Annotated in this window: 24 protein-coding genes; 1 reads left to right on the top strand and 23 read right to left on the bottom strand. The window is 42.1% G+C overall.

What is annotated here, in order from left to right; translation table 11 throughout:
* Positions 1 to 19: 19 nt before the first annotated feature.
* The 13 genes from M1F65_RS01525 to M1F65_RS01465 form a co-directional block, all read right to left on the bottom strand.
* Complete coding sequence (locus M1F65_RS01525; RefSeq protein WP_247925337.1) at positions 20 to 988, bottom strand: glycosyltransferase family 2 protein; 969 nt, start codon at positions 986 to 988, stop codon at positions 20 to 22.
* Positions 985 to 1,821, bottom strand: coding sequence for a LicD family protein (locus M1F65_RS01520; RefSeq protein ID WP_198464574.1), 837 nt, complete (start codon positions 1,819 to 1,821; stop codon positions 985 to 987). The genes M1F65_RS01525 and M1F65_RS01520 overlap by 4 nt, the downstream gene beginning before the upstream one ends.
* A gap of 143 nt (positions 1,822 to 1,964) precedes the next feature.
* On the bottom strand, positions 1,965 to 3,260 hold the full coding sequence (locus tag M1F65_RS01515) for an LCP family protein (RefSeq protein WP_247925336.1): 1,296 nt from the start codon (positions 3,258 to 3,260) through the stop codon (positions 1,965 to 1,967).
* On the bottom strand, positions 3,257 to 4,105 hold the full coding sequence (gene pheA / locus M1F65_RS01510) for a prephenate dehydratase (protein WP_247925335.1): 849 nt from the start codon (positions 4,103 to 4,105) through the stop codon (positions 3,257 to 3,259). The genes M1F65_RS01515 and pheA overlap by 4 nt, the downstream gene beginning before the upstream one ends.
* Complete coding sequence (locus M1F65_RS01505; RefSeq protein ID WP_247925334.1) at positions 4,102 to 4,578, bottom strand: shikimate kinase; 477 nt, start codon at positions 4,576 to 4,578, stop codon at positions 4,102 to 4,104. Before M1F65_RS01505 ends, pheA begins: the two co-directional genes overlap by 4 nt.
* Entirely contained in the window at positions 4,571 to 5,854 is a 1,284-nt protein-coding gene (aroA, locus tag M1F65_RS01500) for a 3-phosphoshikimate 1-carboxyvinyltransferase (RefSeq protein ID WP_247925333.1), read from the bottom strand. The genes M1F65_RS01505 and aroA overlap by 8 nt, the downstream gene beginning before the upstream one ends.
* 90 nt (positions 5,855 to 5,944) lie before the next feature.
* Entirely contained in the window at positions 5,945 to 6,283 is a 339-nt protein-coding gene (locus M1F65_RS01495) for a YlbF/YmcA family competence regulator (protein ID WP_042902125.1), read from the bottom strand.
* A 10-nt stretch (positions 6,284 to 6,293) separates the two neighbouring features.
* Positions 6,294 to 7,397, bottom strand: a complete 1,104-nt coding sequence (locus M1F65_RS01490) for a prephenate dehydrogenase (RefSeq protein ID WP_042902124.1) — start codon at positions 7,395 to 7,397, stop codon at positions 6,294 to 6,296.
* Between the two features lie 9 nt (positions 7,398 to 7,406).
* Entirely contained in the window at positions 7,407 to 8,573 is a 1,167-nt protein-coding gene (aroC, locus tag M1F65_RS01485; protein WP_247925332.1) for a chorismate synthase, read from the bottom strand.
* Between the two features lie 9 nt (positions 8,574 to 8,582).
* Positions 8,583 to 9,650: a 3-dehydroquinate synthase gene (gene aroB, locus M1F65_RS01480; protein ID WP_042902122.1), complete on the bottom strand. Its 1,068-nt coding sequence runs from the start codon at positions 9,648 to 9,650 to the stop codon at positions 8,583 to 8,585.
* 18 nt (positions 9,651 to 9,668) lie between these two features.
* Positions 9,669 to 10,523 carry a shikimate dehydrogenase gene (locus M1F65_RS01475; RefSeq protein ID WP_042902121.1) on the bottom strand — a complete coding sequence of 285 codons (855 nt, stop codon included), beginning with the start codon at positions 10,521 to 10,523 and terminating at the stop codon, positions 9,669 to 9,671.
* The gene (gene aroD, locus M1F65_RS01470; protein ID WP_000767778.1) at positions 10,513 to 11,190 is read right to left on the bottom strand and encodes a type I 3-dehydroquinate dehydratase; all 678 of its coding nucleotides are present in this window, start codon (positions 11,188 to 11,190) and stop codon (positions 10,513 to 10,515) included. The genes M1F65_RS01475 and aroD overlap by 11 nt, the downstream gene beginning before the upstream one ends.
* Positions 11,187 to 12,350 (bottom strand): class I SAM-dependent rRNA methyltransferase, encoded by a 1,164-nt coding sequence (locus M1F65_RS01465; RefSeq protein WP_042902120.1) that lies wholly within the window; start codon positions 12,348 to 12,350, stop codon positions 11,187 to 11,189. Before M1F65_RS01465 ends, aroD begins: the two co-directional genes overlap by 4 nt.
* Positions 12,351 to 12,622: 272 nt before the next feature.
* On the opposite strand from M1F65_RS01465, the gene M1F65_RS01460 reads away from it, so the two are divergent.
* Complete coding sequence (locus M1F65_RS01460; RefSeq protein WP_247925331.1) at positions 12,623 to 14,071, top strand: alpha-amylase; 1,449 nt, start codon at positions 12,623 to 12,625, stop codon at positions 14,069 to 14,071.
* Positions 14,072 to 14,158: 87 nt separating this feature from the next.
* Here M1F65_RS01460 and alaS read toward each other — a convergent pair whose 3' ends face one another.
* The 10 genes from alaS to M1F65_RS01410 all read right to left on the bottom strand — a co-directional run bounded on the left by alaS (position 14,159) and on the right by M1F65_RS01410 (position 25,446).
* A complete protein-coding gene (gene alaS, locus M1F65_RS01455; protein ID WP_042902117.1) occupies positions 14,159 to 16,777 on the bottom strand; it encodes an alanine--tRNA ligase in 2,619 nt (872 codons plus the stop codon).
* A 21-nt stretch (positions 16,778 to 16,798) separates the two neighbouring features.
* Positions 16,799 to 17,284, bottom strand: coding sequence for an LURP-one-related/scramblase family protein (locus M1F65_RS01450; RefSeq protein WP_042902116.1), 486 nt, complete (start codon positions 17,282 to 17,284; stop codon positions 16,799 to 16,801).
* Between the two features lie 272 nt (positions 17,285 to 17,556).
* Entirely contained in the window at positions 17,557 to 18,759 is a 1,203-nt protein-coding gene (locus tag M1F65_RS10080) for a PASTA domain-containing protein (RefSeq protein WP_004240272.1), read from the bottom strand.
* An 8-nt stretch (positions 18,760 to 18,767) separates the two neighbouring features.
* A complete protein-coding gene (locus M1F65_RS01440; RefSeq protein WP_042902115.1) occupies positions 18,768 to 19,592 on the bottom strand; it encodes a GIY-YIG nuclease family protein in 825 nt (274 codons plus the stop codon).
* 163 nt (positions 19,593 to 19,755) lie between these two features.
* Entirely contained in the window at positions 19,756 to 20,826 is a 1,071-nt protein-coding gene (locus M1F65_RS01435; RefSeq protein ID WP_084944661.1) for an ABC transporter substrate-binding protein, read from the bottom strand.
* The gene (locus M1F65_RS01430) at positions 20,823 to 21,596 is read right to left on the bottom strand and encodes an ABC transporter permease (protein ID WP_247925330.1); all 774 of its coding nucleotides are present in this window, start codon (positions 21,594 to 21,596) and stop codon (positions 20,823 to 20,825) included. The genes M1F65_RS01435 and M1F65_RS01430 overlap by 4 nt, the downstream gene beginning before the upstream one ends.
* Positions 21,593 to 22,399, bottom strand: a complete 807-nt coding sequence (locus M1F65_RS01425) for an ABC transporter permease (RefSeq protein ID WP_000754122.1) — start codon at positions 22,397 to 22,399, stop codon at positions 21,593 to 21,595. The genes M1F65_RS01430 and M1F65_RS01425 overlap by 4 nt, the downstream gene beginning before the upstream one ends.
* Positions 22,380 to 23,537: an ABC transporter ATP-binding protein gene (locus tag M1F65_RS01420; RefSeq protein WP_000742901.1), complete on the bottom strand. Its 1,158-nt coding sequence runs from the start codon at positions 23,535 to 23,537 to the stop codon at positions 22,380 to 22,382. Before M1F65_RS01420 ends, M1F65_RS01425 begins: the two co-directional genes overlap by 20 nt.
* Positions 23,538 to 23,676: 139 nt before the next feature.
* The gene (murB, locus tag M1F65_RS01415; protein WP_042902111.1) at positions 23,677 to 24,582 is read right to left on the bottom strand and encodes a UDP-N-acetylmuramate dehydrogenase; all 906 of its coding nucleotides are present in this window, start codon (positions 24,580 to 24,582) and stop codon (positions 23,677 to 23,679) included.
* A gap of 111 nt (positions 24,583 to 24,693) precedes the next feature.
* Positions 24,694 to 25,446 (bottom strand): YhfC family intramembrane metalloprotease, encoded by a 753-nt coding sequence (locus M1F65_RS01410; RefSeq protein ID WP_042902110.1) that lies wholly within the window; start codon positions 25,444 to 25,446, stop codon positions 24,694 to 24,696.
* Positions 25,447 to 25,451 lie beyond the last annotated feature (5 nt).

The following is a 25,451-nucleotide window of genomic DNA, read 5'->3' as shown; positions in this document are numbered from 1 at the left end:
TCAACTCCTTCTCATGATATTAGTTTTTCAATCCAACAATTTTCTTATATAGCCATGGAGAAATGACAAGTGATAGGATCGCTACCTTGCGAAAAGTAGTGAAATAAGCATCCTTCCATATTTCGTGTCGATGCTGAACAATCCAAGTCCTCAGCTCGGATTTCTCCTTTTGATACTCTTCACGTGAAGTAAAGATAATTTTATCGTAAACTGTGATGTACGACCAACATTCTCTATTTATTAATTCGTATTTTAAATTAGGAAAGACTTGTGAAACTTGAGCAATTATTTGCTGATAAACTTCTATCGTGTCAAATACATGTCGATTAACAGATGTTGTTGCACTTCCCTCACGATGATCATAATAATAAACAGGTTTGTCAATAAATACGCAACTGCATCTTGTCTTTAGTAGCAATTCAGTTAAAAATAGAGCATCTTCAGCTAGGTGATAATTGGTATTAAACTTTTCATCCGCAAGCAGGTCTCTCTTAAACAGTTTTGCAACTGGAAAAAATGATGTTCTGGTAGTCATCAGTAGTTCCTTCATGGTTTCTTCTGTTGACCAGAGTTCTGTTTTTCCTGAATGTGAAGGTAGGTCTGTTACAATTCCGTTTTTGATATGGTGCAGAGGAGCAATTACAAAGCCTACATTCAACCCTTCAGCTGCACTTGCTAAAGTAGCTAGGTAATCCTGGGTAACGAAATCATCGCTATCAATAAAGGTAACCCAAGAACCCGTTGCTAGCTGAATTCCCATATTTCTAGCATTTGAAACACCAGCATTTTCGATATGATAAACCTTGATATTCTCATACTGAGACGCTAAGTGATCACAGATCTGTCCACTGGAATCAGTAGAACCATCATTGATTAGGATTAACTCAAAATGGGCATAAGTCTGTTGAAGAATCGACTCCACACATCGCTCCAAATAGGCTTCTACATTATAGACTGGAACGATAACGCTTATTTTTTCTCCCATCATGCTCCATATTCTCCCTTGTACTCTGTGTAGCTCTTGTCCATGTCTGCTATAATGGCATCATGATGCGGTACTTGCTTGTCCTCTGGTGGCGGTGTCATATAGTCCCCAAAAGCAGTGCTGAGATAGGCATCATAACCGACTGGAATGGGCATCTCAGTTCCTTCAAATGGCAAGAATAGATTGTCTTCAAAAGATGCGATTGGGTATTTGTTTCGCATGTAGCCAGGACCTGAGCATAATTCCGTAATTCCATCGCTCTCAGCCAGACCATACTTGGTCATTTCTTTTTCAGCTTTTTTCCAAATGCGATAACGTAGAGATTTTGGAGTCAGGCCGAGTAAGATACGACTTCCCCATTTCATGACTGCACCATGCTTTTCTGGGATAGTTTGCGCACAAAAGAGTGAATAAATCAGGGCCCAACGAACTTGTTTCTTACGCTCAGCTGGATTTTTAGGATAATAATCTAAAGGTAAAACATCCAAGGCCAAACCGTGTGGCAAATCCAAATCCTTCTGATAAGGCTTGATACAAGTGGTTTCCTTATCACGAATGGTAATAAAAAGGTTACGGTCTACAAAATCTTTGTTACTCTTTGACAAGAAATAACGCTCATCTGCATAACGAGGCCATAGTTCTGCTAATTTTTCATAGTCCTTGCGAGGCATAAAAAAGTCTAGATCATCATCCCAAGGAATGAAGCCCTTGTTCCGAAGGGCACCAATAGCCCCTCCACCACAAAGATAGCACAACAAATCATGTTCTTTACAAAATGCGACGAAATATTCAGCCATTTCCAGACTACGAGCCTGAATCGCTTTCAAATCACTCATGTCTCTCCTCTTCTGTCCAATAACGAGTTATATCGTTTTATTATACCATAAAAAAGCCCTAAAAATCCATCAGATACTAAGAAAAATCAAAGCCTAAACCACTTTTTCACTGGTGATTCAAACTTTGATTTTTTTATAGTATTCTATCTCATTCCCATTTGGGCGAGTTTTGTCTTGTATTTATTTTGGTCGACAAGGAGAGCCTGCCCTCCATAAACATCGTAGTCATCTACCCAGTCACCAAGTTCGGGAACAGTTAATCTTTCGATACCATTCTGAGCGCCTTCTATGACAGATAAACCATTGGTCAACAAGAAGCTATAGGGTAAATTGGTCGAAGTCATCGCAAAGACTTTCCCAAGCGCCTCAGATCCTGTAAAGAGTTTGGTTGGATCTTTGATTTGCTCAAGAACGGCTGACATGACTTGTTGCTGACGTTTGGTACGTCCGTAGTCTCCTTCATCATCATCACGGAAGCGGGCATAGTTGAGTAAGGTAGAACCATTCATTTGCTGTTTTCCAACTTTGATGGTTTGAGTTGGCGACTCTGTTTCTGTTGCATGAAGGTCGTCTCCGACTGTGGCTTCTGTCAGAGGTTGACCATTCAGAGTTGAAAATTGAGCATCGATAGTCACTCCTTCAGGGAAAAGGGTGTCAATAGCTGTTGCAAAAGCCTGAAAGTCAACTAAGGCGTAGTACTTGATATCCAAGTCAAAATTATCTTTTAGAACCTTGCGGACCATTTCTGCCCCTTTTTGCCCTTCTTGTTCCCCAAGTTCATAGGCAACATTAAGTTTGTTATCTGTTTGTTTCTGGCCATTTACAATCTTACTATACCCGTCAATATAAACCAAGTTGTCACGCATAAAGCTGACTAGTTTGATTTTCTTATCTGATCCACTGACATTCAGTACCATAATCGTGTCGGTACGGGTTTCTGCACTATTTTGACCGATACGGCCATCTGTCCCCATGATTAGGATATTCACGCCATCTTTGGTATCCTGACCGTTAAAGACTTCTACTTGTGCTGCCTTGGCATCAGCTGGCTTATTGCTTGGATTGGCTGCCGACTGAAATCCTCGAAGAAACATGAAAATCATCCCTACAGCAAGGCAAGTTATCAATAGCAAGAACCAAGTCAGTATTCGTTTAAAGCGAAATCTTCTTTTTTTCTTTTTGACTTTAGGTAGAGGAGCTACCTTCTCCCGTTTCTTAGCCCGACTTCTATTTCCATAAGTCGGAAGATCAATATCACTACTCCAAGTCTCTTCTTTTTCTTCTTGGTAGGAAGGGTGAACTTCTTGCTTGGGTCCTGTCATCTTTTGCTGCAGGTAATCAAACTCCCTCCGTTCACGGTCATTGAGGTAATGAAAATTCTTAAAGAGATAGTCATAACGTAACTGCTCATGATGACTTAAGGGGCTTTCTTTGCTCATAGGCTCTCCTTTCCTAAATCCCTAATAGTGAAAATAGGGTAGGTTCCCAGTATCTTGTACTGGATCCCAATTGTTTCTAGTTCTTGTCTGGCAAAATGAACCAGCTCTTTCGCACTATAATCCACATCGATGATGAAAAAGTACTCACCTAGTGCCGTTTTGAGGGGACGACTTTCTATCTTGGTTAAATCAATACCTCGCCAAGCAAAGGTTGAAAGAGCCTTGTAAAGGGCACCAGGAAGGTTATCCGGTAAGGTTAAGGCCAAACTCATTTTTTCAGTTTGTGATTGCATATGGATAGTGGGAATCTCAGACCCTAATACCCAAAAACGAGTGAAGTTGGCTTCCATTTCTTGGATATCTTCTGCTATCAATTCCAAACCATACTCTCTAGCTGAATTTCTAGGCGCAATAGCCGCAAAAGGCTGGTCTGGATGTTCAGCGATAAAGCGGGCTGCATAGGCTGTGCTTGCCGTCACTTCAAGCTGGGCTTTGGGATAATGCTCCTCTATGAATTTCTTTCCTTGGGCCAAAGCCTGAGGATGAGAAAAAATCTTTTCAATCTTAGTATGACCAGGAACTGCCATCAGTTGCTGGTGAATGGGTTGTACTATTTCTGCAACAGCCTGAATGTCCGCCTGATGAAAAAGATAGTCCAAGCTTTCATGCACACTTCCCTCAATGGAGTTTTCAACTGGCACCACCGAATAGTCCACCAAGCCTTGTTCATAGGCCTTGATAACATCTGTGATATTGGCAAAGGCTTGTAATTCCTCATTAGGAAAAGCAGTCTGCACGACGTGGTGCGAAAAAGATCCCTTAGGACCTAGATAGGCAATTTTCATCTCAGTTCCTTTATAATTTCCTCTAGGCTTAGCTTGGTCACATCTAGAACTCGACTGGCTACTTCCTCATACCAATCCTGTCTTTCTTGAAAAATCTCTCGCAACTCTTCCTTGCTCTTGTTGAGAAAAAGTGGCCGTTGATTGTCCTTATCAGCTGAAATACGTTGGTAAAGGGTTTCAAAATCTGCTTTCAGATAAATGTTATCAGGATTTTGTTTGAGCAAGTCACGATTTCTCTGACAAACGACTATTCCTCCACCAGTTGACACAACTCGGTCCGTTTTTAGTAAGTCCGCTAGGACTTCTGACTCTATTTGACGAAAGGCCGCTTCTCCTTTTTCAGCGAAAAATTCCGCAATAGACATACCCAAGCGCTTCTCAATCAAGGCATCCATATCAAGGTAATCTGGGTCCAATCCTCTAGCGATTGTCGATTTGCCAGCCCCCATAAATCCGAGTAATACTTTAGCCATGAATCAGATTCTCCAAATCATCAAAGAAGCTAGGATAACTGGTATTGATGGCTTCTGCACGGTCAAGTTCCACTTCTCCATCTGCAACCAAGAGGGCTGCGATAGTTGTCATCATTCCGATACGATGGTCACCAAACGTATTGACTCTAGCACCATGAAGGGATGATTTCCCCTTGATAATCATTCCATCTGCCGTAGGTGTGATTTCCGCGCCCATACTATTTAAAGCATCCGCTACCACTTGAATGCGGTCTGTTTCCTTGACCTTGAGTTCCTCAGCATCCTTAATAACTGTTACACCTTGGGCTTGCGTCGCTAGAAGGGCAATAATGGGCAATTCATCAATCAAGCGGGGAATCAAGGCTCCACCAATCTCTGTTCCTTTCAGGTATGAAGACTCGACAGTCAAGGTTGCTGATTTAGCAACTGGGTCAATTTCAGTTATTTCCAATCTTCCTCCCATGGCACGAATGACATCAATAATACCGGTACGCGTTTCGTTAATACCAACATTCTGCAACACTACACGAGAGTTTGGAACAATCAAACCTGCGACCAACCAAAAGGCTGCACTGGAAATATCTCCTGGAACAACTACCTTTTGTCCGGTCAGTCTTTGTGGTCCTTGAACTGTGATTTTCTTACCATCCACACTTAAATGGCCACCAAATTGTTGCAACATATCTTCGGTGTGGTTACGAGTACATTCTTTCTCGATAATAACGGACTCCCCCTGAGCCTGCAAGGCTGCAAATATCAAGGCAGACTTGACTTGCGCAGAGGCGATTGGCAACTCATAGTGAATAGGTGTTAGGTTTTTCATCCCTTTTAAGTGAAGAGGGGGCAGGTCTCGCTCTGTTTGCCCTGAAATGCTAACGCCCATTTTTTTCAGTGGAATCGTCACACGATCCATAGGACGTTTAGAAAGACTATCATCTCCAAACATCTCTACTTCAAAATCCGCACCAGCAAGGACACCTGAAATCAGGCGAATCGAGGTGCCAGAATTACCCATATCCAAGGCATTTTGCGGAGCTTTTAAGCCATCCATTCCAACACCTTTAATGGTAATAACCCCATCTTTGTCCTCAATTTCAACACCAAGGTCACGAAAAACCTGCATGGTTGAAAGTACATCCTCTCCACGCAAAATATCATATACCTTGGTTTCTCCCTCAGCCAAACTTCCAAAAATAATCGAACGGTGACTGATAGACTTGTCACCTGGAACTCGGATACTGCCATGTAAGTGGCGAATGTTTGTTTTTAGTTTCATAGTTGACCTCATACTTGCAATACTTTTTCTTATTTTATCACAAAAAAGCCAGAAATTCCTGAAATTTCTGGCTTTTATACAGATAAAATACTATTTCAACAATTCTGAAACAGGCTCAAAGACAATTTTTTCAATGTCTGAAAGGTAAATGGACAATTGTTGCTGTTTGGTAAAGAAATCTGACAAAAGAGCGTTCTCTTGGATTTGCTTACTGAAAGACTGCATCCTTTCTTGGAAAGAGGCGTCTGGCATTTGTCCCGTTTGCGCCATGACTTGGATTTCTTGCTGGAAGGCAAGGTAATCTGCAAAAATCTTGCTGGCTTGTTCATCTGCTTGAATGGCATCTTTTGCCGCCTTGACCGCCTTGTATTCTGGTAATTCGCGAAGACCGCGACTGAGTTCATTTGCACTATCGTAAATATTTGACATGATTTTCTCCTTATTTGATGACGACTGTGTAGTCCGTATTTTCTGAAATTAAGCGCTCAGCTCGTTCCAGATCCTGAGCATTTTTAAAGGAAATTTGGAGAATCCCGTGAACATCCTCACGGTTTTCTTCATTAATGTGGATATTGACCAAGGAAGTACCACGTAGCAATTCCAAAATCCGCAAGATAACATCTTCTTCATCGGGAACGTCAACATAGAGGTCGTAAGAGCTATCCACACCACCACGCTTATGGATTTCCATGGCCTGACGTTGCTCACGCGCTTGGTTGAAAAAGTTCCAAATATGCTCTTCTTCCCCCCTGCTAATAGCCTGACCAATCTCATCTAGGCGCTCCTTGAAATCCTCAATCCGCTCTAGGATGGTCTCGCGATTGGACAAGAGAATAGAGGTCCACATACCTGGTTCACTCTCTGCAATCCGTGTCATATCTCGAAAACCACCCGCCGCAAAGCGCCTTGTCATCTCATGTTCTTGAGCATAGACAGCTGTCTGCTCCATGAGACCTGATGCCAAGATATGGGGAAAATGGCTAATCTGTGAAGTTACTCGATCGTGCTCCTTAGCATCAATTTCAATGAAGCGAGCATGGAGACCAGAAAGTAGGTCCTTCATTTCTGAAAGAGTTTCTGGAGTGGTCAAACTCGATGGAGTAAAGATATAGTAGGCATTTTCAAAGAGATTAACATCAGCAGATGCAGCTCCTGTCTTGTGGCTACCAGCCATTGGATGGGCCCCAACAAAGCGAACAGGCTTACCAGCCAAATACTGCTCAGCTGCTTCCACAATGGCTGACTTGGTCGAACCAGCATCTGAGATAATGACGCCTTCTTTCAAGTCTATAGTTGCCAACTCCTGGATAAATGCAATGGTCTGCTTGATTGGCAAGGTCAGAATGATGACATCAGCCAGAGGAGCAAAACTGGCAAAATCATCCGTTGCACGGTCTATCATTCCTCGCTCCAAGGCAATGTCTCTCGAAGCCTGACTGCGATTATAACCTAAAATTTCATAATCCGGATGATCACGCTTGATACCGAGCGCCATCGAAGCACCAATCAAACCGAGACCTGCGATATAGATGGTTTTTGCCATAAAGACTCCTTAATAGTTCTTTGTATAGTCTCGGTGCTTGTCAACTGCCTCTTTTAATTCCTCAAGATTATCTGATGAGAATTTTTCAAGAATTTCTTGTGCTAGAACTGTTGCTACAACGGCTTCCATGACCACACCTGCTGCTGGAAGAGCAGTTGGATCACTTCTCTCTACAGTTGCCTTATAGGGTTCGTGAGTCTCGATATCCACACTCATAAGTGGTTTATAAAGGGTGGGAATGGGTTTCATGACACCTCGAACAACGATAGGTTGCCCATTGGTCATACCACCTTCGAAACCACCTAGATTATTGGTACGACGAGTATAGCCGTCTTCTTTTGACCAGAGAATTTCATCCATAACCTGGCTACCTTTTCGGTAACCAGCCTCAAACCCAAGACCAAATTCCACTCCTTTAAAGGCATTGATAGAGACAACTGCTTGGGCCAATCGCGCATCTAATTTTTTGTCCCATTGGACATAAGAGCCAAGACCAACTGGAACGCCTCCGACGACTGTCTCCACAACTCCACCGATAGTATCACCATCACGCTTGATTTGGTCAATATAGTCCTTGATTTCCTGTTCCCGCTCTTGGTTAACAATAGAAACTTCAGACTGGGCAGCTCGTTCCTTAATCTCGGCCACTGTCAGATTTTCAGGTACATCTATTTCCTTGCCACCAAAGACCACGACATGGTTGGCAATCTCCATATCAAGCTCAGCCAATAGGCGTTTGGCTACTGCCCCAACTGCCACCCGCATGGTTGTTTCACGAGCTGATGAACGTTCCAAAGAATTTCGCAAATCATCAAAACGGTACTTGATCCCCCCAACCAAATCGGCATGTCCTGGACGAGGATGAGTGATTTTCCGCTTGCTTTTAAGTCGGTCTTCAATGTCCTCAGCAGACATGATATCCAGCCATTTCTGGTGGTCCTTATTGATAACATCCATGGTAATAGGAGCCCCTGTCGTCTTCCCGTGACGAACGCCCGAAGTAAAGATAACCTGGTCACTCTCAATCTTCATACGACCACCACGACCGTAGCCACCCTGACGGCGTTTAAGGTCCTCATTGATGTCCTCTACTGTTAAAGGAAGGCCCGCTGGAATTCCTTCAATAATTGCCGTCAAACGGGGACCGTGTGATTCTCCTGCAGTTAAATATCTCATTCGTTCTCCTTATTTTACCAAGTAGTCTTTCATCTCTTCCAGAGAAACTGGGTGAATGGTCGCTGAACCAAGCTCTGGTACCAAGACCAATTTCAAGGTGTTGCCACGTGCCTTCTTGTCATGAGTCAAAGCCTGATAAAGCTTGTCAACATCCCAGTTTTCATAATCAACTGGCAAGCCAAATTTCTGACACATAGCTGTAATGGACTGAGTTATGCCAGCTGGCATAAGGCCTTTTCCCTCAGCAACCTTTGAAATCTGCACCATTCCCATGGCCACAGCTTCTCCATGCATGACCTTTCCATAACCAGCCGTTGCTTCAATGGCATGACCAATAGTGTGCCCAAAATTGAGGTAAAGGCGAACACCATTATCCAACTCATCCTCAACTACCATCTTGCGCTTAACTTGACAAGAATGTTCAATCAAAGTCTCTGCATGTTCCAGAATGCTCTCTACAGAACCATCTAGCTCCGTTAAGAGAGCCCACAGTTCTGGATCCTCAATCAAACCGTACTTGATAACCTCACCCATCCCTTCAATCAGCTCTCTTTTCCCAAGAGTTTCAAGGACAAGCGGATCAATCAGAACCCCATCTGGTTGGGCAAAAGTTCCCACCATATTCTTAGCAAAAGGAGTATTGACACCTGTCTTTCCACCGATAGAAGAATCAACCTGGGCAGTCAAACTAGTCGGAATCTGAACAAAGTGAATGCCCCGCATATAGGTAGAGGCCACAAAACCAGCCAGGTCCCCAACGACACCACCACCAAGAGCCACGATCCCATCGCTACGAGTCAGACCTTGCTTGACTAAAAATTCATAGACTTTCTGAACAGTCGTTAAATTTTTTCGTTCTTCGCCTTCTAAAAAGTCAAAAACAGCTACCTGAAAATCAGCATCTTCTAGGCTGAGTTTAACCTTCTCTGCATAGAGAGAAGCTACATGGTTGTCGGTTACAATAACCACTTTTTGAGGTTGCCAGAGTTCTCGCAACCATTGACCAGCCTGAGCTAGACAACCTTTTTCAATCTGAATATCATAAGGATGATGCGGAATATCGATTCTGATTTTCATAGGAGGGTCTCCTTTTCACTATTTATATTTTTCTGTTAAGGACTGCCAAATCTCGTCTGTCGGCATTTCTTTACCTGTCCACAGTTGAAAAGCTTCAGCAGCTTGATAGAGCAACATTCCAAGGCCATTGATTGCTTGATTCCCCTGACCTTTGGCCCATTTCAAAAATGGAGTCTCAAAGGGTTGGTAAATAATATCTGCCACCAATAGAGTTTCTGGTAAGACTATGCTTTCAGGAACTGGGAATGATTTGCCATCCATTCCCACACTAGTCGCATTGACTAATAAGTCCGCCTCAGCAATCCTTGATTGCAGTTCAGAAGCATCTTCTAAAGCGTACAAATCCACTTTAAATCCTGTTTGGTCCTGCAACTTGTCTAGGTAAGGTCTTGTTTTTTCCATGGAAACTGAACGAACAAAGACTGAAATCTGACTAGCGCCATCCAAAATAGCCTGAGCCAAAATGGACTTGGCTGCACCACCTGCTCCCAGAATGGTCATTTTCTTATCCGAGATTGTAAAAGAAGGCAAGCTCTTAAAGAATCCCTTGCCATCTGTATTATATCCAATTAAAGTGCCATTATGATTGACAACAGTATTGACCGCCCCAATCAAACGAGCCTCATCACTCAACTCATCCAGATAAGGAATCACTTGCTCCTTGTAAGGCATAGACAGGTTGATGCCAAACATCTGGTAACGGCGAATATTGGCGACTGTTTCTGCCAAATCACCCGCTTCAATCTCCCAAGCTACATAGGCACCATTAATAGCTGTCGCCTCAAAGGCCCTATTGTGAATAAAGGGTGAAATAGAGTGTTTAATGGGATTGGCAACAACTGCAGCTAAACGCGTATAGCCATCAAGCTTCATCCAAAATCTCCCTGATTTTCTTCATGTTTGATAGCGAAATCTGACCTGGGGCACTCGCTTCATCCAGACTAGCAAATGACCAACTTGAACCCGTCACATCTGAAGTAATACGTGATACCTTGCCCATTTTCCCCATGGAAATGGTCACGTACTCTTGCTCAGGGTTGAGTGTCTTAAATCCTCGAGTGTAGTTCATCAGGTCTAAAACATCCTGCTCCGTATGGGCCATAACTGATACCTTGACCACTTTCGGAGAGAGACTGGTCAACTCAGACAAAATTTCCATCATGTTTTCAGGTGTCTCCTGGAAATTATGGTAACTCAAAACAAGATTTGGAAAATCCAACATTTCCTCAAAAACATCCTTGTAGCTGAAATACTCAAAATCTACATAATCCGGCTGATAGAGCTGAGTAACTTCCTTGATGATTTGAACATACTCTTCTGAGGAAAGTTCGATTTCTCCTCCCTCAGCGCGAGTCCGAAGGGTAAAGACAAGTTCGCGTCCTGCAAATTTCTCAAAGATAGCGGGTGCTACCTGTAAAATAGCGTCCTTTGTAAGAAAGTCCGCACGCCACTCAATGATATCGGCATCTTCATACCTAGTAGCATCCAGTTCTTGCGCTTCTTCTAAACTTCTTGGCATCACTGAAACGATTAATTTCATCTACTAACCTTCATACTAATCACCTTGAGGTAATTACTGCTTTCATCTTTTTTATTATAGGCAAAGTCTGCTGGAAGACCATATTGGTTTAAAATTTGATATTTTCTTCCTGCAAAACCTTTATCAATTTGTTCTGTAAATTTCTGGCGGGAAACATTGGCAGCATTGGTACTGGCAATGATAATGCCTCCCGGATTTAAAATCTCTAGACTCTGGGAAATCAACTTGTGATAGTCCTTAGCTACAGAGAATGTTTGTTTTTTATTGCGGGCAAAGCTCGGCGGATCAAGCACAATCACATCATAGGTCAAGCCTTTTCGCTTGGCATACTTGAAGTACTCAAAAACATCCATGACGATAAAACGATGATTGTCCGTGCTAAGTCCATTTACATGAAAATGGGCTTCTGACAGCTCTCTAGACCGTTTGGCCAAGTCGACAGAAGTCGTCTCGCTAGCGCCTCCCATAGCTGCAGCAACTGAAAAGGCAGCCGTATAGGAAAACATATTGAGCAAGGATTTGCCCATAGCCAGGCCATCAACCAGACTCCCACGAACCTCATGCTGGTCTAGGAAAATCCCTGTCATCAAGCCATCATTCATAAAGACTTGATAGAGCACGCCATTCTCAAGAACAGTAAAATAGTCTGGCGCTTCCTCACCATAAACATAAGCAGACTCATAGTCTAGACCTTTAAAACGAATCTTCTCATAAGCCCCCAGGACCTCAGGGAAAACTTCCTTAAAAGCATTTATGATCAGCTCACGAATCTGGTAAACAAAGGAGTTGTACCAAGAAAAGACAGCATAACCTCCATAGAGATCAACAGTCAGACCCCCAAAACCATCCCCCTCTTGGTTAAAAAGGCGAAAAGCAGTGGTCAAGTCATCCTGATAATAAGGCTTTCTAGCTTCCTTGGCCTTACGAAACAGAATTTCAAAAAAGGTTTGATTGAAACGAACCTTTTCCTTGCTGACCAACCAGCCGATTCCCTTGTTCTGCTGGGAAAGATAGGCGCTCCCTAAAAACTTTCCGTCTTGACTAAGAACTTCTACTGCCTGATCCGTCAGTTCAATATCTGTTAAATCACTCGCTTCCAAAAGAACTAGACCCTTAGCTAGCTTTTTTTCAACACGTCTGCTGACCCTAATTCTATTCATAGCTACTATTATAGCAAATTTTGTGACAATTCTCAAAAAAGAAACCGTTTAACCAGTTGTACTTTAGTTTACTAAGTGTCATTTTTGTTATAATAAGTTTATGCCATTTACTTTTTCACCAAAAAATTCTTCTCCTTGTGATGGAAAGAGAGATTTTATTCGCTAAAAATAGACAATTTCAGAAATGAGTATAGAATCTTGCGCAAACGTTTGCCTAGTTCTGAACTTTATGGTAGAATAAAACACAACATTGATAAGCAAGAGGAAAAACAATGCAAAATCAGACACTTATGCAATACTTTGAATGGTATTTGCCTCACGACGGCCAACACTGGACGCGACTGACAAATGATGCAGAGCACCTAGCAAACCTTGGTATCAGCCATGTCTGGATGCCACCTGCCTTCAAGGCAACCAACGAAAAAGATGTCGGCTATGGTGTTTACGATCTTTTTGACCTAGGCGAATTTCACCAAAAAGGGACTGTCCGTACCAAGTATGGATTTAAAGAAGACTATCTTCAAGCCATTCAAGCCCTGAAGGAACAGGGAATTCAACCTATGGCCGATGTGGTTCTCAATCACAAGGCTGCTGCCGATCATATGGAAGCCTTTCAGGTTATTGAAGTGGATCCTGAGGATCGTACCGTTCAACTAAGCGAGCCCTTTACTATCAATGGCTGGACTCACTTTACTTTCGATGGTCGCCAAGACACCTACAATGATTTCCACTGGCACTGGTACCACTTCACAGGTACAGACTACGATGCCAAACGCCGTAAGTCTGGTATTTACCTAATCCAGGGAGACAACAAAGGCTGGGCAAATGAGGAATTGGTCGATAACGAAAACGGTAACTACGACTACCTCATGTATGCCGACCTAGACTTTAAGCATCCCGAAGTCATCCAAAATATCTATGACTGGGCTGACTGGTTCATGGAAACGACTGGTGTAGCTGGTTTCCGCTTGGATGCCGTTAAACACATTGACTCTTTCTTTATGGGCAATTTTATCCGTGATATGAAGGAAAAATACGGTCAAGATTTCTACGTTTTTGGGGAATTTTGGAATCCAGATAAAGAAGCCAATCTAGACTATCTCGAAAAAACGGAGGAACGCTTTGATCTTGTCGATGTTCGCCTCCACCAGAACCTCTTTGAAGCCAGTCAAGCTGGAGCAAGCTACGACCTTCGTAACATTTTCACAGATAGCTTGGTTGAACTAAAACCCGACAAGGCTGTCACTTTCGTCGACAACCATGATACTCAACGAGGACAAGCCCTTGAGTCTACTGTTGAAGAATGGTTCAAGCCAGCAGCCTATGTCCTTATTCTATTACGCCAAGATGGTCTTCCATGTGTCTTTTACGGAGATTATTACGGCATTTCAGGGCAATTTGCTCAACAAGATTTCAAAGAAGTTCTTGACCGTCTCCTAGCCATCCGAAAAGATTTAGCCTATGGAGAGCAAACAGACTACTTTGACGATGCCAACTGTATCGGTTGGGTTCGTTCAGGTGCTGAACATCAATCTCCAATCGCTGTCCTTATCTCAAATGACCAAGAAAACAGCAAGGCTATGTTTGTCGGTCAAGAATGGGCTGACCAAACCTTTGTTGACCTCCTTGAAAATCATCCAGCACAAGTTACGATCAATGCTGAAGGTTATGGAGAATTTCCAGTAGCAGCGGGTTCAGTCAGTGTCTGGGCAACAAAATAAACCTATCAGGTACAAGCCAGATTCAACCGGATTTGGCTTTTTTGTATGCACAAAAAGACCTACCCGAGTGGATAGATCTTTGCTTGATTACAATTTACCTGCTACTTCATCCAACAATTCTTGGATTTTCGCTTGGTTGCTTCCTCCTGCCATGGCCATGTCTGGTTTACCACCACCACGTCCATCGACGATTGGAGCCAATTCTTTGACAAGATTTCCTGCATGCACATCTTTTGTCTTGCTAGCTACAAGAACATTGACTTTGTCACCGATAGCGGCAACTAGGACAAGCACATCAGAGTAGTCTTTTTGTTTCCAGTTATCCGCAAAGGTACGAAGGGCACCCGCGTCTGAAACAGAAACTTGGCTAGCAATGTAACGGTGACCGTTGACTTCCTTCACGTCCTTGAAGACATCACCTGCCGCTGCAGCTGCTGCTTTTTCCTTCAATTCTGCATTTTCTTTTTGCAATTGACGAAGTTGCTCTTGAAGTCCTTCTACTTTATGAGGTACTTCCTTGAGTTGAGGTGCTTTCAAGGTTGCAGCAACAGCTTTAAGAGCATCTTCTTGTTCACGGTAGGCTTCAAAGGCTTCTTTACCAGTTACTGCCAAGATACGACGAGTTCCTGATCCAATCCCTTCTTCTTTAACAATCTTGAAGAGACCAATCTCAGAGGTGTTGCCAACATGGGTACCACCACAGAGTTCCACAGAGTAATCGCTAATGGTCACAACACGGACTTCCTTACCGTATTTCTCACCAAAGAGAGCCATAGCTCCCATTTCTTTAGCAGTGTCAATATCTGTCTCAACAGTTTCTACTGCAATTGCTTCCCAGATTTTCTCATTGACTTGCTGTTCAATAGCACGCAACTCTTCTGGAGTCACGGCTTGGAAGTGAGTGAAGTCAAAGCGAAGGAATTCGACTTCGTTCAGAGATCCTGCTTGTGTCGCATGGTTTCCAAGGATATTGTGAAGGGCAGCGTGAAGCAAGTGAGTCGCAGTGTGGTTTTTCATAACACGGTGACGACGATTTGTATCAATCTTGAGTTTATAATTTTTGTTCAAATAAAGAGGTTTAAGAACTTCAACCGTATGCAATGGCTGTCCATTTGGTGCCTTTTGAACGTCTGTAACTTTTGCTACAAGTTTTCCTTCTGAATTATAGATTTTACCATGGTCTGCAACCTGTCCACCCATTTCAGCGTAGAATGGTGTTTCCGCAAAGATAAGAGAGGCAGTTCCTTCTGAAACAACGTTTACTTCTGCATTGTCCGCTACGATAGCAACAAGTCTACTAGCTAGTTTTTCTTTTTTGTAGTTAAATCGGCTTTCCACTGTGATGTTTTGAAGGGTTTCATTTTGCATACCCATTGAGCCACCCTTAACAGCTGATGCACGCGCACGTTCTTGTTGCTCTTTCATGGCTGCTTCAAAACCTTCACGGTCTACAGTCATACCAGCTTCTTCAGCGATTTCTTCTGTCAACTCAACTGGAAATCCATATGTATCGTAGAGTTTGAAGACATCTTGCCCCGCAATAACGTTTTGACCTTTCGCTTTCAAATCAGCTACAATGGTTTCTGCAAAGTGTTGACCTGAGTGAAGAGTACGGGCAAATGACTCTTCCTCGCTCTTCACGATTTTCTCGATAAAGTCACGTTTTTCAAGCACTTCTGGGTAGTAGCTTTCCATGATTTTTCCAACAGTTGGAACGAGTTTGTAAAGGAAAGGCTCGTTGATACCCAATTTTTGACCGTGCATAGAAGCACGACGGAGCAAACGACGAAGAACATAACCACGACCTTCGTTCCCAGGAAGAGCACCATCACCGATGGCAAATGAAAGAGAACGAATGTGGTCAGCGATGACCTTAAAGCTCATGTTATCGCCATCTTGGTCGTAGACCTTACCAGACAATTTCTCAACTTCACGGATAATCGGCATGAAGAGGTCCGTTTCAAAGTTGGTCTTAGCCCCTTGGATAACCGCCACCAAACGCTCCAAACCAGCGCCCGTATCAATGTTCTTGTGTGGCAATTCCTTGTATTCACTACGAGGAACAGCAGGGTCTGCGTTAAATTGTGACAAAACGATGTTCCAGATTTCGATGTAACGGTCGTTTTCGATATCCTCTGCAAGCAGGCGAAGACCGATATTTTCTGGGTCAAATGCTTCTCCACGGTCAAAGAAGATTTCTGTATCAGGTCCAGAAGGTCCAGCACCGATTTCCCAGAAGTTGTCTTCGATTGGGATCAAGTGGCTTGGGTCCACTCCTACTTCAATCCAGCGGTTATAAGAATCCTTATCGTCTGGATAGTAGGTCATGTACAGTTTTTCAGCAGGAAAATCAAACCATTCTGGGCTGGTCAAAAGCTCATAAGCCCAAGTGATGGCTTCGTCACGGAAGTAATCCCCGATAGAGAAGTTCCCCAACATTTCAAACATAGTATGGTGGCGAGCCGTTTTTCCGACATTTTCGATGTCATTGGTACGGATAGCTTTTTGCGCATTGGTAATACGTGGGTTTTCAGGGATAATGGTTCCGTCAAAGTATTTCTTAAGGGTTGCTACCCCAGAGTTGATCCACAAAAGAGTTGGGTCATTTACAGGAACCAAGCTGACTGATGGTTCTACAGAGTGACCTTTGCTTGCCCAGAAATCAAGCCACATTTGGCGAACTTGAGCACTAGATAGTTGTTTCATAATATCTCCTTATTTACTTGTTTAATTTGATTGGCTTTCCAGCATTTCCACATAGTCAATCGCGACACAGAGGGAAATGACCAGGTCTGCATAAGAGTCTTCATAGACGGTTACGGTGTAAGTTGAGGTCAAATGGAAAATCTCTTTCCGAATCTCGGCGACAAGCTGATCACGATCATCTAGCAATTTGAAATTCAAATCCCAGATATTGCCCTCGATACGAAGCCCCAGATTGTCAAACTCATACTTATCTCGAAAGAAGGTCAACTTCTTACGAATGACGAAATTGGAACCGTTTCGTAACTGGATAGTAAAGCGAGGAAGCAAAGTGAAAAATTCTTTACTGATTTCACTGACTTGCTCACCATAGGCGTCATAGATGGTAAAGGTCTTAGGAATTTGGAAAAATGAGCCCTCCACCTGATAGTTCACTACTCCTCTTTCATCCTTGATATCAAAACGTTCGCCTCCAAGACGAAACTTTTGTTTCACGAGAAATGTCTTCATAAACACCTCCAAAAATTAAAAGACAAGTCCATATCTCGAAGGGCGAAAAACCGCGGTACCACCTTCATTCAATGAACTTGTCATTCTCTTATTCTTATGCAATTGTATGATTGAGTAGCATGATTTCCTACCTTAGATGGCTCGCAGCACCGCCAATTCTCTGGACTAAGATGACAGAAAATCAATTCTCAACTCTAGTATTATATCGTTTTTGGAGGAGTTCGTCAAGGTTGATGACAACGAATCATAAACTTCTGCATTAACCTCTTAATTTATCTAGATCTACTTTGTGATGTTTGAGTATTTTTGGGCTTATAAATTGAAATTTTAATTCGTGTACGTTTCAAATCAACTTTCTCTCCAGCTTTTGGAGTTTGAGATACTACTGTTCCTTCAGCAGTACCCTCAGGAGCACTGGAAACTTCTACTACTTCAATATTAGCTTCTTTTATACCTACAATGTTAGTTAAATTATTTTTTGTAAACTCTAAACTTGAACCTGCATAATTTGGCATTGTAGCACTAGTTCGCTCTTTTGCAACAGTAAAAGTAATATCTGATGAATCATTCAAATCATATAAAGTCCCCTCTAACAAACTCTGACGTAAAATTGTACCAGGAGAATATTCATCACTTTCCTCTTCTTCAACTTTTATATGATCCTCAGTAATTTTTTTACTCTTCAATTCATCTATAGCAGCCGAGACTTTTCGACCAATGTAGTTTCCAATATATACTTTTGATACCTGTGAACTAGAAGAGGCAGAACTTGTAGATGAAGTTTGTTTATCTTTAGATTTATTTCCACCAAGAGAAGCTTGCTTTGTAGAACTTGTGGAGGTTGCTGAATTAGATGATTGAGTTGATTGCTTAGTACTGTTATGAGATGATTTAGACCTGCTCATACCTATGAAAAAAGTTCCAATTATCACTAATAAAAGTAAGCTTATAGCTATTCCGAAAAACCACTTTATTCTACTTATTTTCTGTCTACGACGCTCTAATAATTCATTCTGTTCTATTTCTTGCTGTTGTTTTAATTGAAATTGCTCTGTAGCTAATCGTTGTCTTTCTGCTTCTCTTTCTTTCTCCAACAAATACTCATTCCAGTCAGCTTCTGCTTCTGCTAAGAGTATCTGAATTCTCCCTCTCTCATCTTCAGTTTCAGCTTTGGCCCAAAGTTTTTTTAAATCAAATATATTATCTTTATATTGTTGTTCTATACGTAATTCTAACTCTCGTTGATGTCGAGATTCCTCGTCCCATTGTCTCTGACGTTCTAGTTCATTTCTCTCTTTTAATGTTTCTTGTTGTTCTCGAGCGAGACGATTTTGTTCATCTAGTGCTGCCTGTTGTTTTTGGTTAGAAAATTGCTGTTCCCATCTCTGTTGTTCCAACAAGTTATTCTGTCTTTTTAGCTCTTGATTCAATTCTTCTTCTCGACGAGCTTTTTCCCAATCATTCAGATTATTCATATTCCCTCCTAGTTCGCATTATAACCATGTTCCCTAGATTTTAAAACTTCTTTCCACCAGGATTCACGTTTTAAAACAAACTTATCATCTATTTTACCGTTATAGTTTTCCAATACAGAGTATTGAAAATTTTCTTTAACGTAATTCAACCCTTGTTTTTCAACCAAAATCCTAAGTTCTTTATTGCCACCATGTCCATTATCCACATAGGATTGCCAACGTTGTAAAAGCATACCATAGTTTGAAGTTGCTGAGCCTACATATAATTTACCATTCTGCTTATCCGTAATAAGATAAACAGCTTTTTGATTTTCTAAAGCAGTTATCCAATCTTTTTTTCTCAAACGTAAAATCAATTCTAATTCTTTGTAAGATAAAGAAATATTATCATATCCTGGAAATTCTTCTCCTCCAAATGAATCTGATAACAATTGCTCTATCACAAGTTTTTCCTTACAAGTTGTATACTTTAGAACTGAACCTCTAGATTCTTTTCTGTACCGAATAATTAGACGACCAAAAAGGGCTGAATATTCCTTTAGTTCAATTCCTTCATAATTTTGTCCTCCAGTAACAAAAAGTTCCTTACTCACTTCTTTTATAGTAGTTAATAACCATTTGTTATTATCAATCTTAATGAAATTTATGACAATATCTCCAACATTGAAATATCGCTTATTTGTTCTCCAAAATAAGTTGTAGTTATTAATTATTTCTTCGTCTCTCAAATAGGTCTGAATTGGATTTTCGCCCGTCCAATTATTAAATTTTACCTTGAATTTCCATTGATTTTGTTCACTTATATTCAAAATATCGTTTAACTTTAAATCCATAATAAAATTTAACACCTCATTATATTTAATTAAATTTGTATTTCTCATATGTTATTATACAAAAAAGCATAGTTAGGGTCAAACTTTTATAAGTTGTTTTTAATTATAGTTACCAACACAAAAACGAACCAGCTTAACTGATTCGTTTTATTACGTTTATCTCCTACTTCCGATACATTTTAAACTGTAGGAAGAGGTCGCTATATTTTCCTGTCCATTTATGGTCAAATTTCTCATAAACTTCCAGGTGTTTCATGGTATCAGCGTCTGGATAGAAGGATTTGTCCTCACGAGTCTCCTCTGGGAGCATTTCCTTTGCTGGTAGGTTTGGTGTTGAGTAACCTACATACTCCGCATTTTTCAGAGCATTTTCGGGTTTCAACATAAAGTTGATAAAGGCATAGGCGGCATCTTGATTTTTCACGGTTTTTGGAATGACCATGTTATCAAACCAGAGATTGCTGGCCTCAGTCGGAACGACATACTTGAGGTTAGGATTTTTCTCCAACATCTGGCTGGCTTCCCCAGAGAAAGTCACACCGATAGCAGCGTTGTTCTGAATCATGTAACCCTTCATCTCGTCTGCCACAATGGCCTTGATATTTGGAGTCAGTTTGTAGAGCTTGTCTACCGTTTCTTCCAACTGCTGAGGATCCTTAGAGTTAAGACTGTAACCGAGCGAGTTAAGCCCGAGTCCCAGCACCTCACGCGCCCCATCAAAAAGCATGATGGAATCCTTGTATTCTGGTTTCCAGAGGTCATCCCAATGCTCAGGCGCCTCATCTACCTTGGTTTCATTGTAGACGATTCCCAAGGTCCCCCAGAAGTAAGGGATGGAGAATTTATTGCCCGGGTCAAAAGACTGGTTGAGGAACTCAGGTCCGATATTTTCGATTCCTTCAATTTTTGAATAATCAAGCGGAACCAAGAGGTCTTCGTCCTTCATCTTGTTGATCATGTATTCACTCGGGATGGCAATATCGTAGGTCGTTCCACCCTGCTTGATCTTGGTATACATGGCTTCGTTGGAATCAAAGGTCTCATACTGGACTTGGACTCCTGTTTCTTCTGTGAATTTCTCCAAGAGTTCGGGATCGATATAGTCCCCCCAGTTGTAGATAACCAATTTTTGACTATCTCGACTGTTGATTTTACTATCTAGATGATGGGAAATCCCCCACAAGACAAGGATAATTGCTGCAATTCCTGCTAAAAATGAATAGAGTTTTTTCATGCTTGCTCCTCCTTCTCACGTGAGATAAAGTAATAGCCAACAACTAGGATAATACTAAAGAGAAAGACAAGGGCAGAGAGGGCATTGATTTCTAGCGAAATTCCCTTACGAGCACGAGAGTAAATCTCGACTGACAGGGTTGAAAAGCCATTTCCCGTCACAAAGAAGGTCACGGCAAAATCATCCAGCGAATAGGTGAAGGCCATGAAATAACCTGCAATGATAGACGGAGTCAGGTACGGTAGCATGATTTCCTTAAACATCTGAAACTGGCTGGCACCCAAGTCATAGGCCGCATGAATCATGTCATCATTCATCTCCTTGAGACGAGGCAAAACCATCAAGACCACGATAGGGATGGAAAAGGCCACGTGACTAGATAGAACCGTCAAAAAGCCAAGTGAAAACTTAAGCTGGGTAAAAAGAATCAAGAAGCTAGCACCAATCATAACGTCAGGCGCAACCATGAGGATATTATTGAATGATAGAAAGGCTTCTTGGTATTTCTTACGAGACTGGTAGATATAGATAGCACCGAAAGTCCCGATAATGGTCGCAATCAAGGCAGCTAGAAAGGCCAAGAAAAAGGTTTGGGTGAGGATCAACATGAGACGACCATCACCAAACATGGTTTTAAAATGGCTCAAGCTAAAACCAGTAAAACTATTCATATCATCCCCTGCATTAAAGGCATAGCCAATCAAGTAAAAGATTGGCAAATATAGGATGATAAAGACAAAGGCTAGGTAGAGATTGGCAAATTTCTTCATCGTTCTCTCCTTTCCTTGGTCACCCACATGGTGATGAACATGGTTAGGATGAGGATCACACCGATGGTAGAACCCATACCGTAGTTGTCATTGGTCAGGAAGTTCTGCTCAATGGCCGTTCCCAGCGTGATAACACGGTTCCCACCAATCAAACGTGTCAGCATGAAGAGACTCAAGCTGGGGATAAAGACAGACTGAACCCCACTTCTCACTCCATTCATAGATAGAGGGAAGATGACATGGCGGAAAGTTTCCCACTTGGTCGCACCGAGGTCGTAGCTGGCATTGATGAGATTGTTATCCATATCATCCAAGACATTGAAAATCGGCAAAATCATAAAGGGAAGCTCGATGTAGCTTGCGACAAAGATGAAGGAGAAATCCGTAAAGAGCAACTGCTGCGAACCGATTCCGATGAATTCCAAAAATTGGTTAATAGAGCCATTTTGACCAAAAATCCCGATAAAGGCATAGGCCTTAAGAAGCAGATTGATCCAGGTTGGCAGGATAATCAGCATGAGCCAGAGTTGACGGTGCTTGAGACGGGTCAAAAAGAGGGCTGTTGGATAGCTGATGAGCAATGTTACTAAGGTCACAATTCCTGCATAGAGGACTGAGTTGAAGCTCATTTTAAGATAGGTCAAGTTTTGTGACGCAAAGTAGGATTTATAGTTTTCTAAGCTAAATTGGCCTTCAATGTTGAAAAAGGATTGACCGAAAATCAAGACCAAGGGTGCGAGAACAAAGAGGACAATCCAAAGCATGTAGGGCACTACAAAGAGTTTAGAGGTTGTTTTCTTCATCTCTTTCCTCCTCGATCGCGTTAATCAGACCTGCTTCTTGCTCTTCGATTTCTACGTACTCCTCGATACGAGCATCGAACTCTTCTTCGGTTTCGTTGAGACGCATGATGTGGATATCTTCTGGTTCAAAGTCCAGACCGATTTCCTCGCCAACAATGGCCTTACGAGTCGAGTGGATCATCCATTCATTTCCGAGCTCGTCATAGGCGATAATCTCGTAATGAACCCCACGGAAAAGCTGGGTATCAACCTTGACTTGGAGCTTGCCTTCTTCAGGAAGGGTAATGCGCAAGTCCTCTGGACGAATGACAACCTCAACTGGCTCATTTGGCTTCATCCCCCCATCGACCGCTTCGAAGCGTTTGCCGTTAAACTCAACCAAGTAGTCTTCAATCATGGTTCCTGGCAAGATATTGGACTCGCCGATAAAGGTGGCAACAAAGTGGTTGATTGGCTCATCATAGATATCTACAGGTGTTCCAGACTGAACAATCTCTCCATCGTTCATAACGAAAATCCAGTCACTCATAGCCAGGGCTTCCTCCTGATCGTGAGTGACAAAGACAAAGGTAATCCCCAATCGTTGCTGCAGTTCACGCAGTTCGTACTGCATGTCCGTTCGCAATTTCAAGTCCAGCGCTGACAAGGGCTCATCCAACAAGACCACACGGGGTTGGTTGATGATGGCACGGGCAATGGCTACACGCTGACGTTGTCCTCCAGAGAGTTTACGGATGGAACGTTTTTCATAACCTTCCAACTGAACCATCTTGAGCACTTCCGCTACACGTTGCTCGATTTCTTTCTTGTCGATTTTACGCAAGCGGAGCGGAAAGGCAACATTTTCAAACACATTCATATGTGGAAACAAGGCATAGGATTGGAAGACCGTATGGACGTCTCGCTTGTTGGTTGGGATGTCGTTAATCCGTACCCCATCCAGTAAAATATCCCCTGTCGTCGCATCTAGTAAACCTGCAATGATGTTCAGGATGGTTGATTTCCCAGAACCAGATGCGCCTAGTAAGGTATAGAACTTTCCCTCTTCCAACTCAAAGTTAATGTCTTTGAGAACCTTGGTGTTGCTGTCTTCAAAAACTTTAGAGACGTTTTTGAATTCAATAATTGGTTTTTTCAATTCCTCTAAATTCCTTCTTCTTCGTAAATTAACAGATTGGGACCTTGTTAGAATGCTAGACACAAGCGTAGGAAATAAATTGACCTAAACCTCATTTAGCGATAAAATCCCAATCTTTGAATGCTATGTAAAAATAATGTTATTCGTGTTCACCCAAGATACGAACTTCTCGCTCTAAGGTAACACCTGAATATTCTTTAACTTTTTCAATGACAGACTCAATTAAGTCTTCATAATCTCTTGCAGTCCCATCGGCTACGTTAATCATAAAGCCTGCATGTTTTTCTGAGACTTCGACACCACCGATACGGTAGCCCTTCAAACCAGCTTCTGAAATCAATTGTCCTGCAAAATGCCCCACTGGACGCTTAAAGACTGAACCACAAGATGGGTATTCTAAAGGTTGTTTGAGTTCACGTAGGTGCGTCAAGCGATCCATCTCTTGCTTGATAACCTGATGATTCCCTGGAGCTAGGGCAAATTTAGCTGACAAGACAATGGCCCCAGAATCCTGAATAGCTGAATGGCGATAACCAAAAGCCAAGTCCTTGACTGACAAGGTCTCGATTTCCCCTTTCTTGGTCAAAATTTGACAAGACTGCAAGATGTGAGCAATCTCTCCTCCGTAAGCACCCGCATTCATAAAGACAGCTCCACCGATACTTCCAGGAATCCCACAAGCAAACTCAAAACCAGTCAAACTATGACGAAGGGCAATACGTGTCGTTTCGATCAAGTTTGCTCCAGCTTCTGCTTCGATGGTATAACCATCAACCGAAACGTTATTGAGCTTGTCGCATAAGATAACAAAACCACGGATTCCACCTTCACGAACGATGATATTACTAGCATTTCCTAGCACCATCCAGGGAATATTCTCTTGATTGGCAAATTGGACAACACGGGCCATCTCATAGCGATTGCGTGGCAAAACTAGATAATCCGCTCGACCTCCTACCTTGGTATAGGTATAGGTCTTCAAGTGTTCCTTAAAACGAATATCGATTCCTTCTAAGATTTCAAGCATTTTTTCTTTTACTGACATGTCACTCTTCCTTTTTCAAAATTCATTCCATTATACCATTTTTAGAGACATTTGACGACCATAAAAAGAGCTTGTTTTATCATTACATAAAAAAAGAGGTCACCCCTCTTTTTATGATTTTTTCCAAAATGTAGATTTTGTCAGCCAGATAAAGGCTAGAAGTTCTACGAGAAGAATAAACTCAACTAGAAGCGGATTTGCAATCCATCCCACTTGAGATAAGGCTGGAGCCAAGTCAAACAAGGCATGCAAACCATAGGCAGCAAGGAGGTAGATCCATTTCTTTTGACGAACACTTTGATAGACCCAGATGGAAAGACCAATTTGGAGAACCAGAGCAAGCACACGTTCAACTCCTAGTAAATAAACCTGCCATACAGAAAGAGACTGGACCGTTTCGAGCGTAGATTTTGGAAGGAGATTGGCTACATCAGTATTTGAAGACTGGATGAGTGAAAAGAGAATCAACAAACTGATCAAGCTTCCCATTCCGAGATAGAGCATCTCCAAGCCCCCATGTCCCAAACCATAAGCCAAAGCATCTCGATCTTCTAGCTTTCTCTTTTTCTCCAACCATTTAAAAAAGACAAGACGAGCCGTTTCCTCAAAGAGGGCCGCCATGGCAATCCCATAAAGGACATATAAGAAAGGCTGCTCTTGCATGAGCGGAATGGTTCCATCTTTTTGCGGATGAAGTATCAGAAGGTGAACCATCTTCTCTAACACTTGAGAAGAAACAAAAAATGCGATTGCCCCCAAGCCCATCACTGCAAGAGAGATTTTAAACCGTTTTTTGGCATACCAAGTCCCACTTACTAGAATGAGAACCAAAGCGATCATGGTGAGGATAATATGTACTGTCATCTTTT

Source organism: Streptococcus oralis (assembly GCF_023109195.1).
Classification (GTDB): domain Bacteria; phylum Bacillota; class Bacilli; order Lactobacillales; family Streptococcaceae; genus Streptococcus; species Streptococcus oralis_BV.
This window is presented reverse-complemented; position numbering and strand designations above follow the sequence as displayed.

Coding starts and splice junctions, on each gene's coding strand:
- M1F65_RS01525 (WP_247925337.1), bottom strand. CDS start 988: ATGATGGGAGAAAAAATAAGCGTTATCGTTCCAGTCTATAATGTAGAA.
- M1F65_RS01520 (WP_198464574.1), bottom strand. CDS start 1,821: ATGAGTGATTTGAAAGCGATTCAGGCTCGTAGTCTGGAAATGGCTGAA.
- M1F65_RS01515 (WP_247925336.1), bottom strand. CDS start 3,260: ATGAGCAAAGAAAGCCCCTTAAGTCATCATGAGCAGTTACGTTATGAC.
- pheA (WP_247925335.1), bottom strand. CDS start 4,105: ATGAAAATTGCCTATCTAGGTCCTAAGGGATCTTTTTCGCACCACGTC.
- M1F65_RS01505 (WP_247925334.1), bottom strand. CDS start 4,578: ATGGCTAAAGTATTACTCGGATTTATGGGGGCTGGCAAATCGACAATC.
- aroA (WP_247925333.1), bottom strand. CDS start 5,854: ATGAAACTAAAAACAAACATTCGCCACTTACATGGCAGTATCCGAGTT.
- M1F65_RS01495 (WP_042902125.1), bottom strand. CDS start 6,283: ATGTCAAATATTTACGATAGTGCAAATGAACTCAGTCGCGGTCTTCGC.
- M1F65_RS01490 (WP_042902124.1), bottom strand. CDS start 7,397: ATGGCAAAAACCATCTATATCGCAGGTCTCGGTTTGATTGGTGCTTCG.
- aroC (WP_247925332.1), bottom strand. CDS start 8,573: ATGAGATATTTAACTGCAGGAGAATCACACGGTCCCCGTTTGACGGCA.
- aroB (WP_042902122.1), bottom strand. CDS start 9,650: ATGAAAATCAGAATCGATATTCCGCATCATCCTTATGATATTCAGATT.
- M1F65_RS01475 (WP_042902121.1), bottom strand. CDS start 10,523: ATGAAGCTTGATGGCTATACGCGTTTAGCTGCAGTTGTTGCCAATCCC.
- aroD (WP_000767778.1), bottom strand. CDS start 11,190: ATGAAATTAATCGTTTCAGTGATGCCAAGAAGTTTAGAAGAAGCGCAA.
- M1F65_RS01465 (WP_042902120.1), bottom strand. CDS start 12,350: ATGAATAGAATTAGGGTCAGCAGACGTGTTGAAAAAAAGCTAGCTAAG.
- M1F65_RS01460 (WP_247925331.1), top strand. CDS start 12,623: ATGCAAAATCAGACACTTATGCAATACTTTGAATGGTATTTGCCTCAC.
- alaS (WP_042902117.1), bottom strand. CDS start 16,777: ATGAAACAACTATCTAGTGCTCAAGTTCGCCAAATGTGGCTTGATTTC.
- M1F65_RS01450 (WP_042902116.1), bottom strand. CDS start 17,284: ATGAAGACATTTCTCGTGAAACAAAAGTTTCGTCTTGGAGGCGAACGT.
- M1F65_RS10080 (WP_004240272.1), bottom strand. CDS start 18,759: ATGAATAATCTGAATGATTGGGAAAAAGCTCGTCGAGAAGAAGAATTG.
- M1F65_RS01440 (WP_042902115.1), bottom strand. CDS start 19,592: ATGGATTTAAAGTTAAACGATATTTTGAATATAAGTGAACAAAATCAA.
- M1F65_RS01435 (WP_084944661.1), bottom strand. CDS start 20,826: ATGAAAAAACTCTATTCATTTTTAGCAGGAATTGCAGCAATTATCCTT.
- M1F65_RS01430 (WP_247925330.1), bottom strand. CDS start 21,596: ATGAAGAAATTTGCCAATCTCTACCTAGCCTTTGTCTTTATCATCCTA.
- M1F65_RS01425 (WP_000754122.1), bottom strand. CDS start 22,399: ATGAAGAAAACAACCTCTAAACTCTTTGTAGTGCCCTACATGCTTTGG.
- murB (WP_042902111.1), bottom strand. CDS start 24,582: ATGTCAGTAAAAGAAAAAATGCTTGAAATCTTAGAAGGAATCGATATT.
- M1F65_RS01410 (WP_042902110.1), bottom strand. CDS start 25,446: ATGACAGTACATATTATCCTCACCATGATCGCTTTGGTTCTCATTCTA.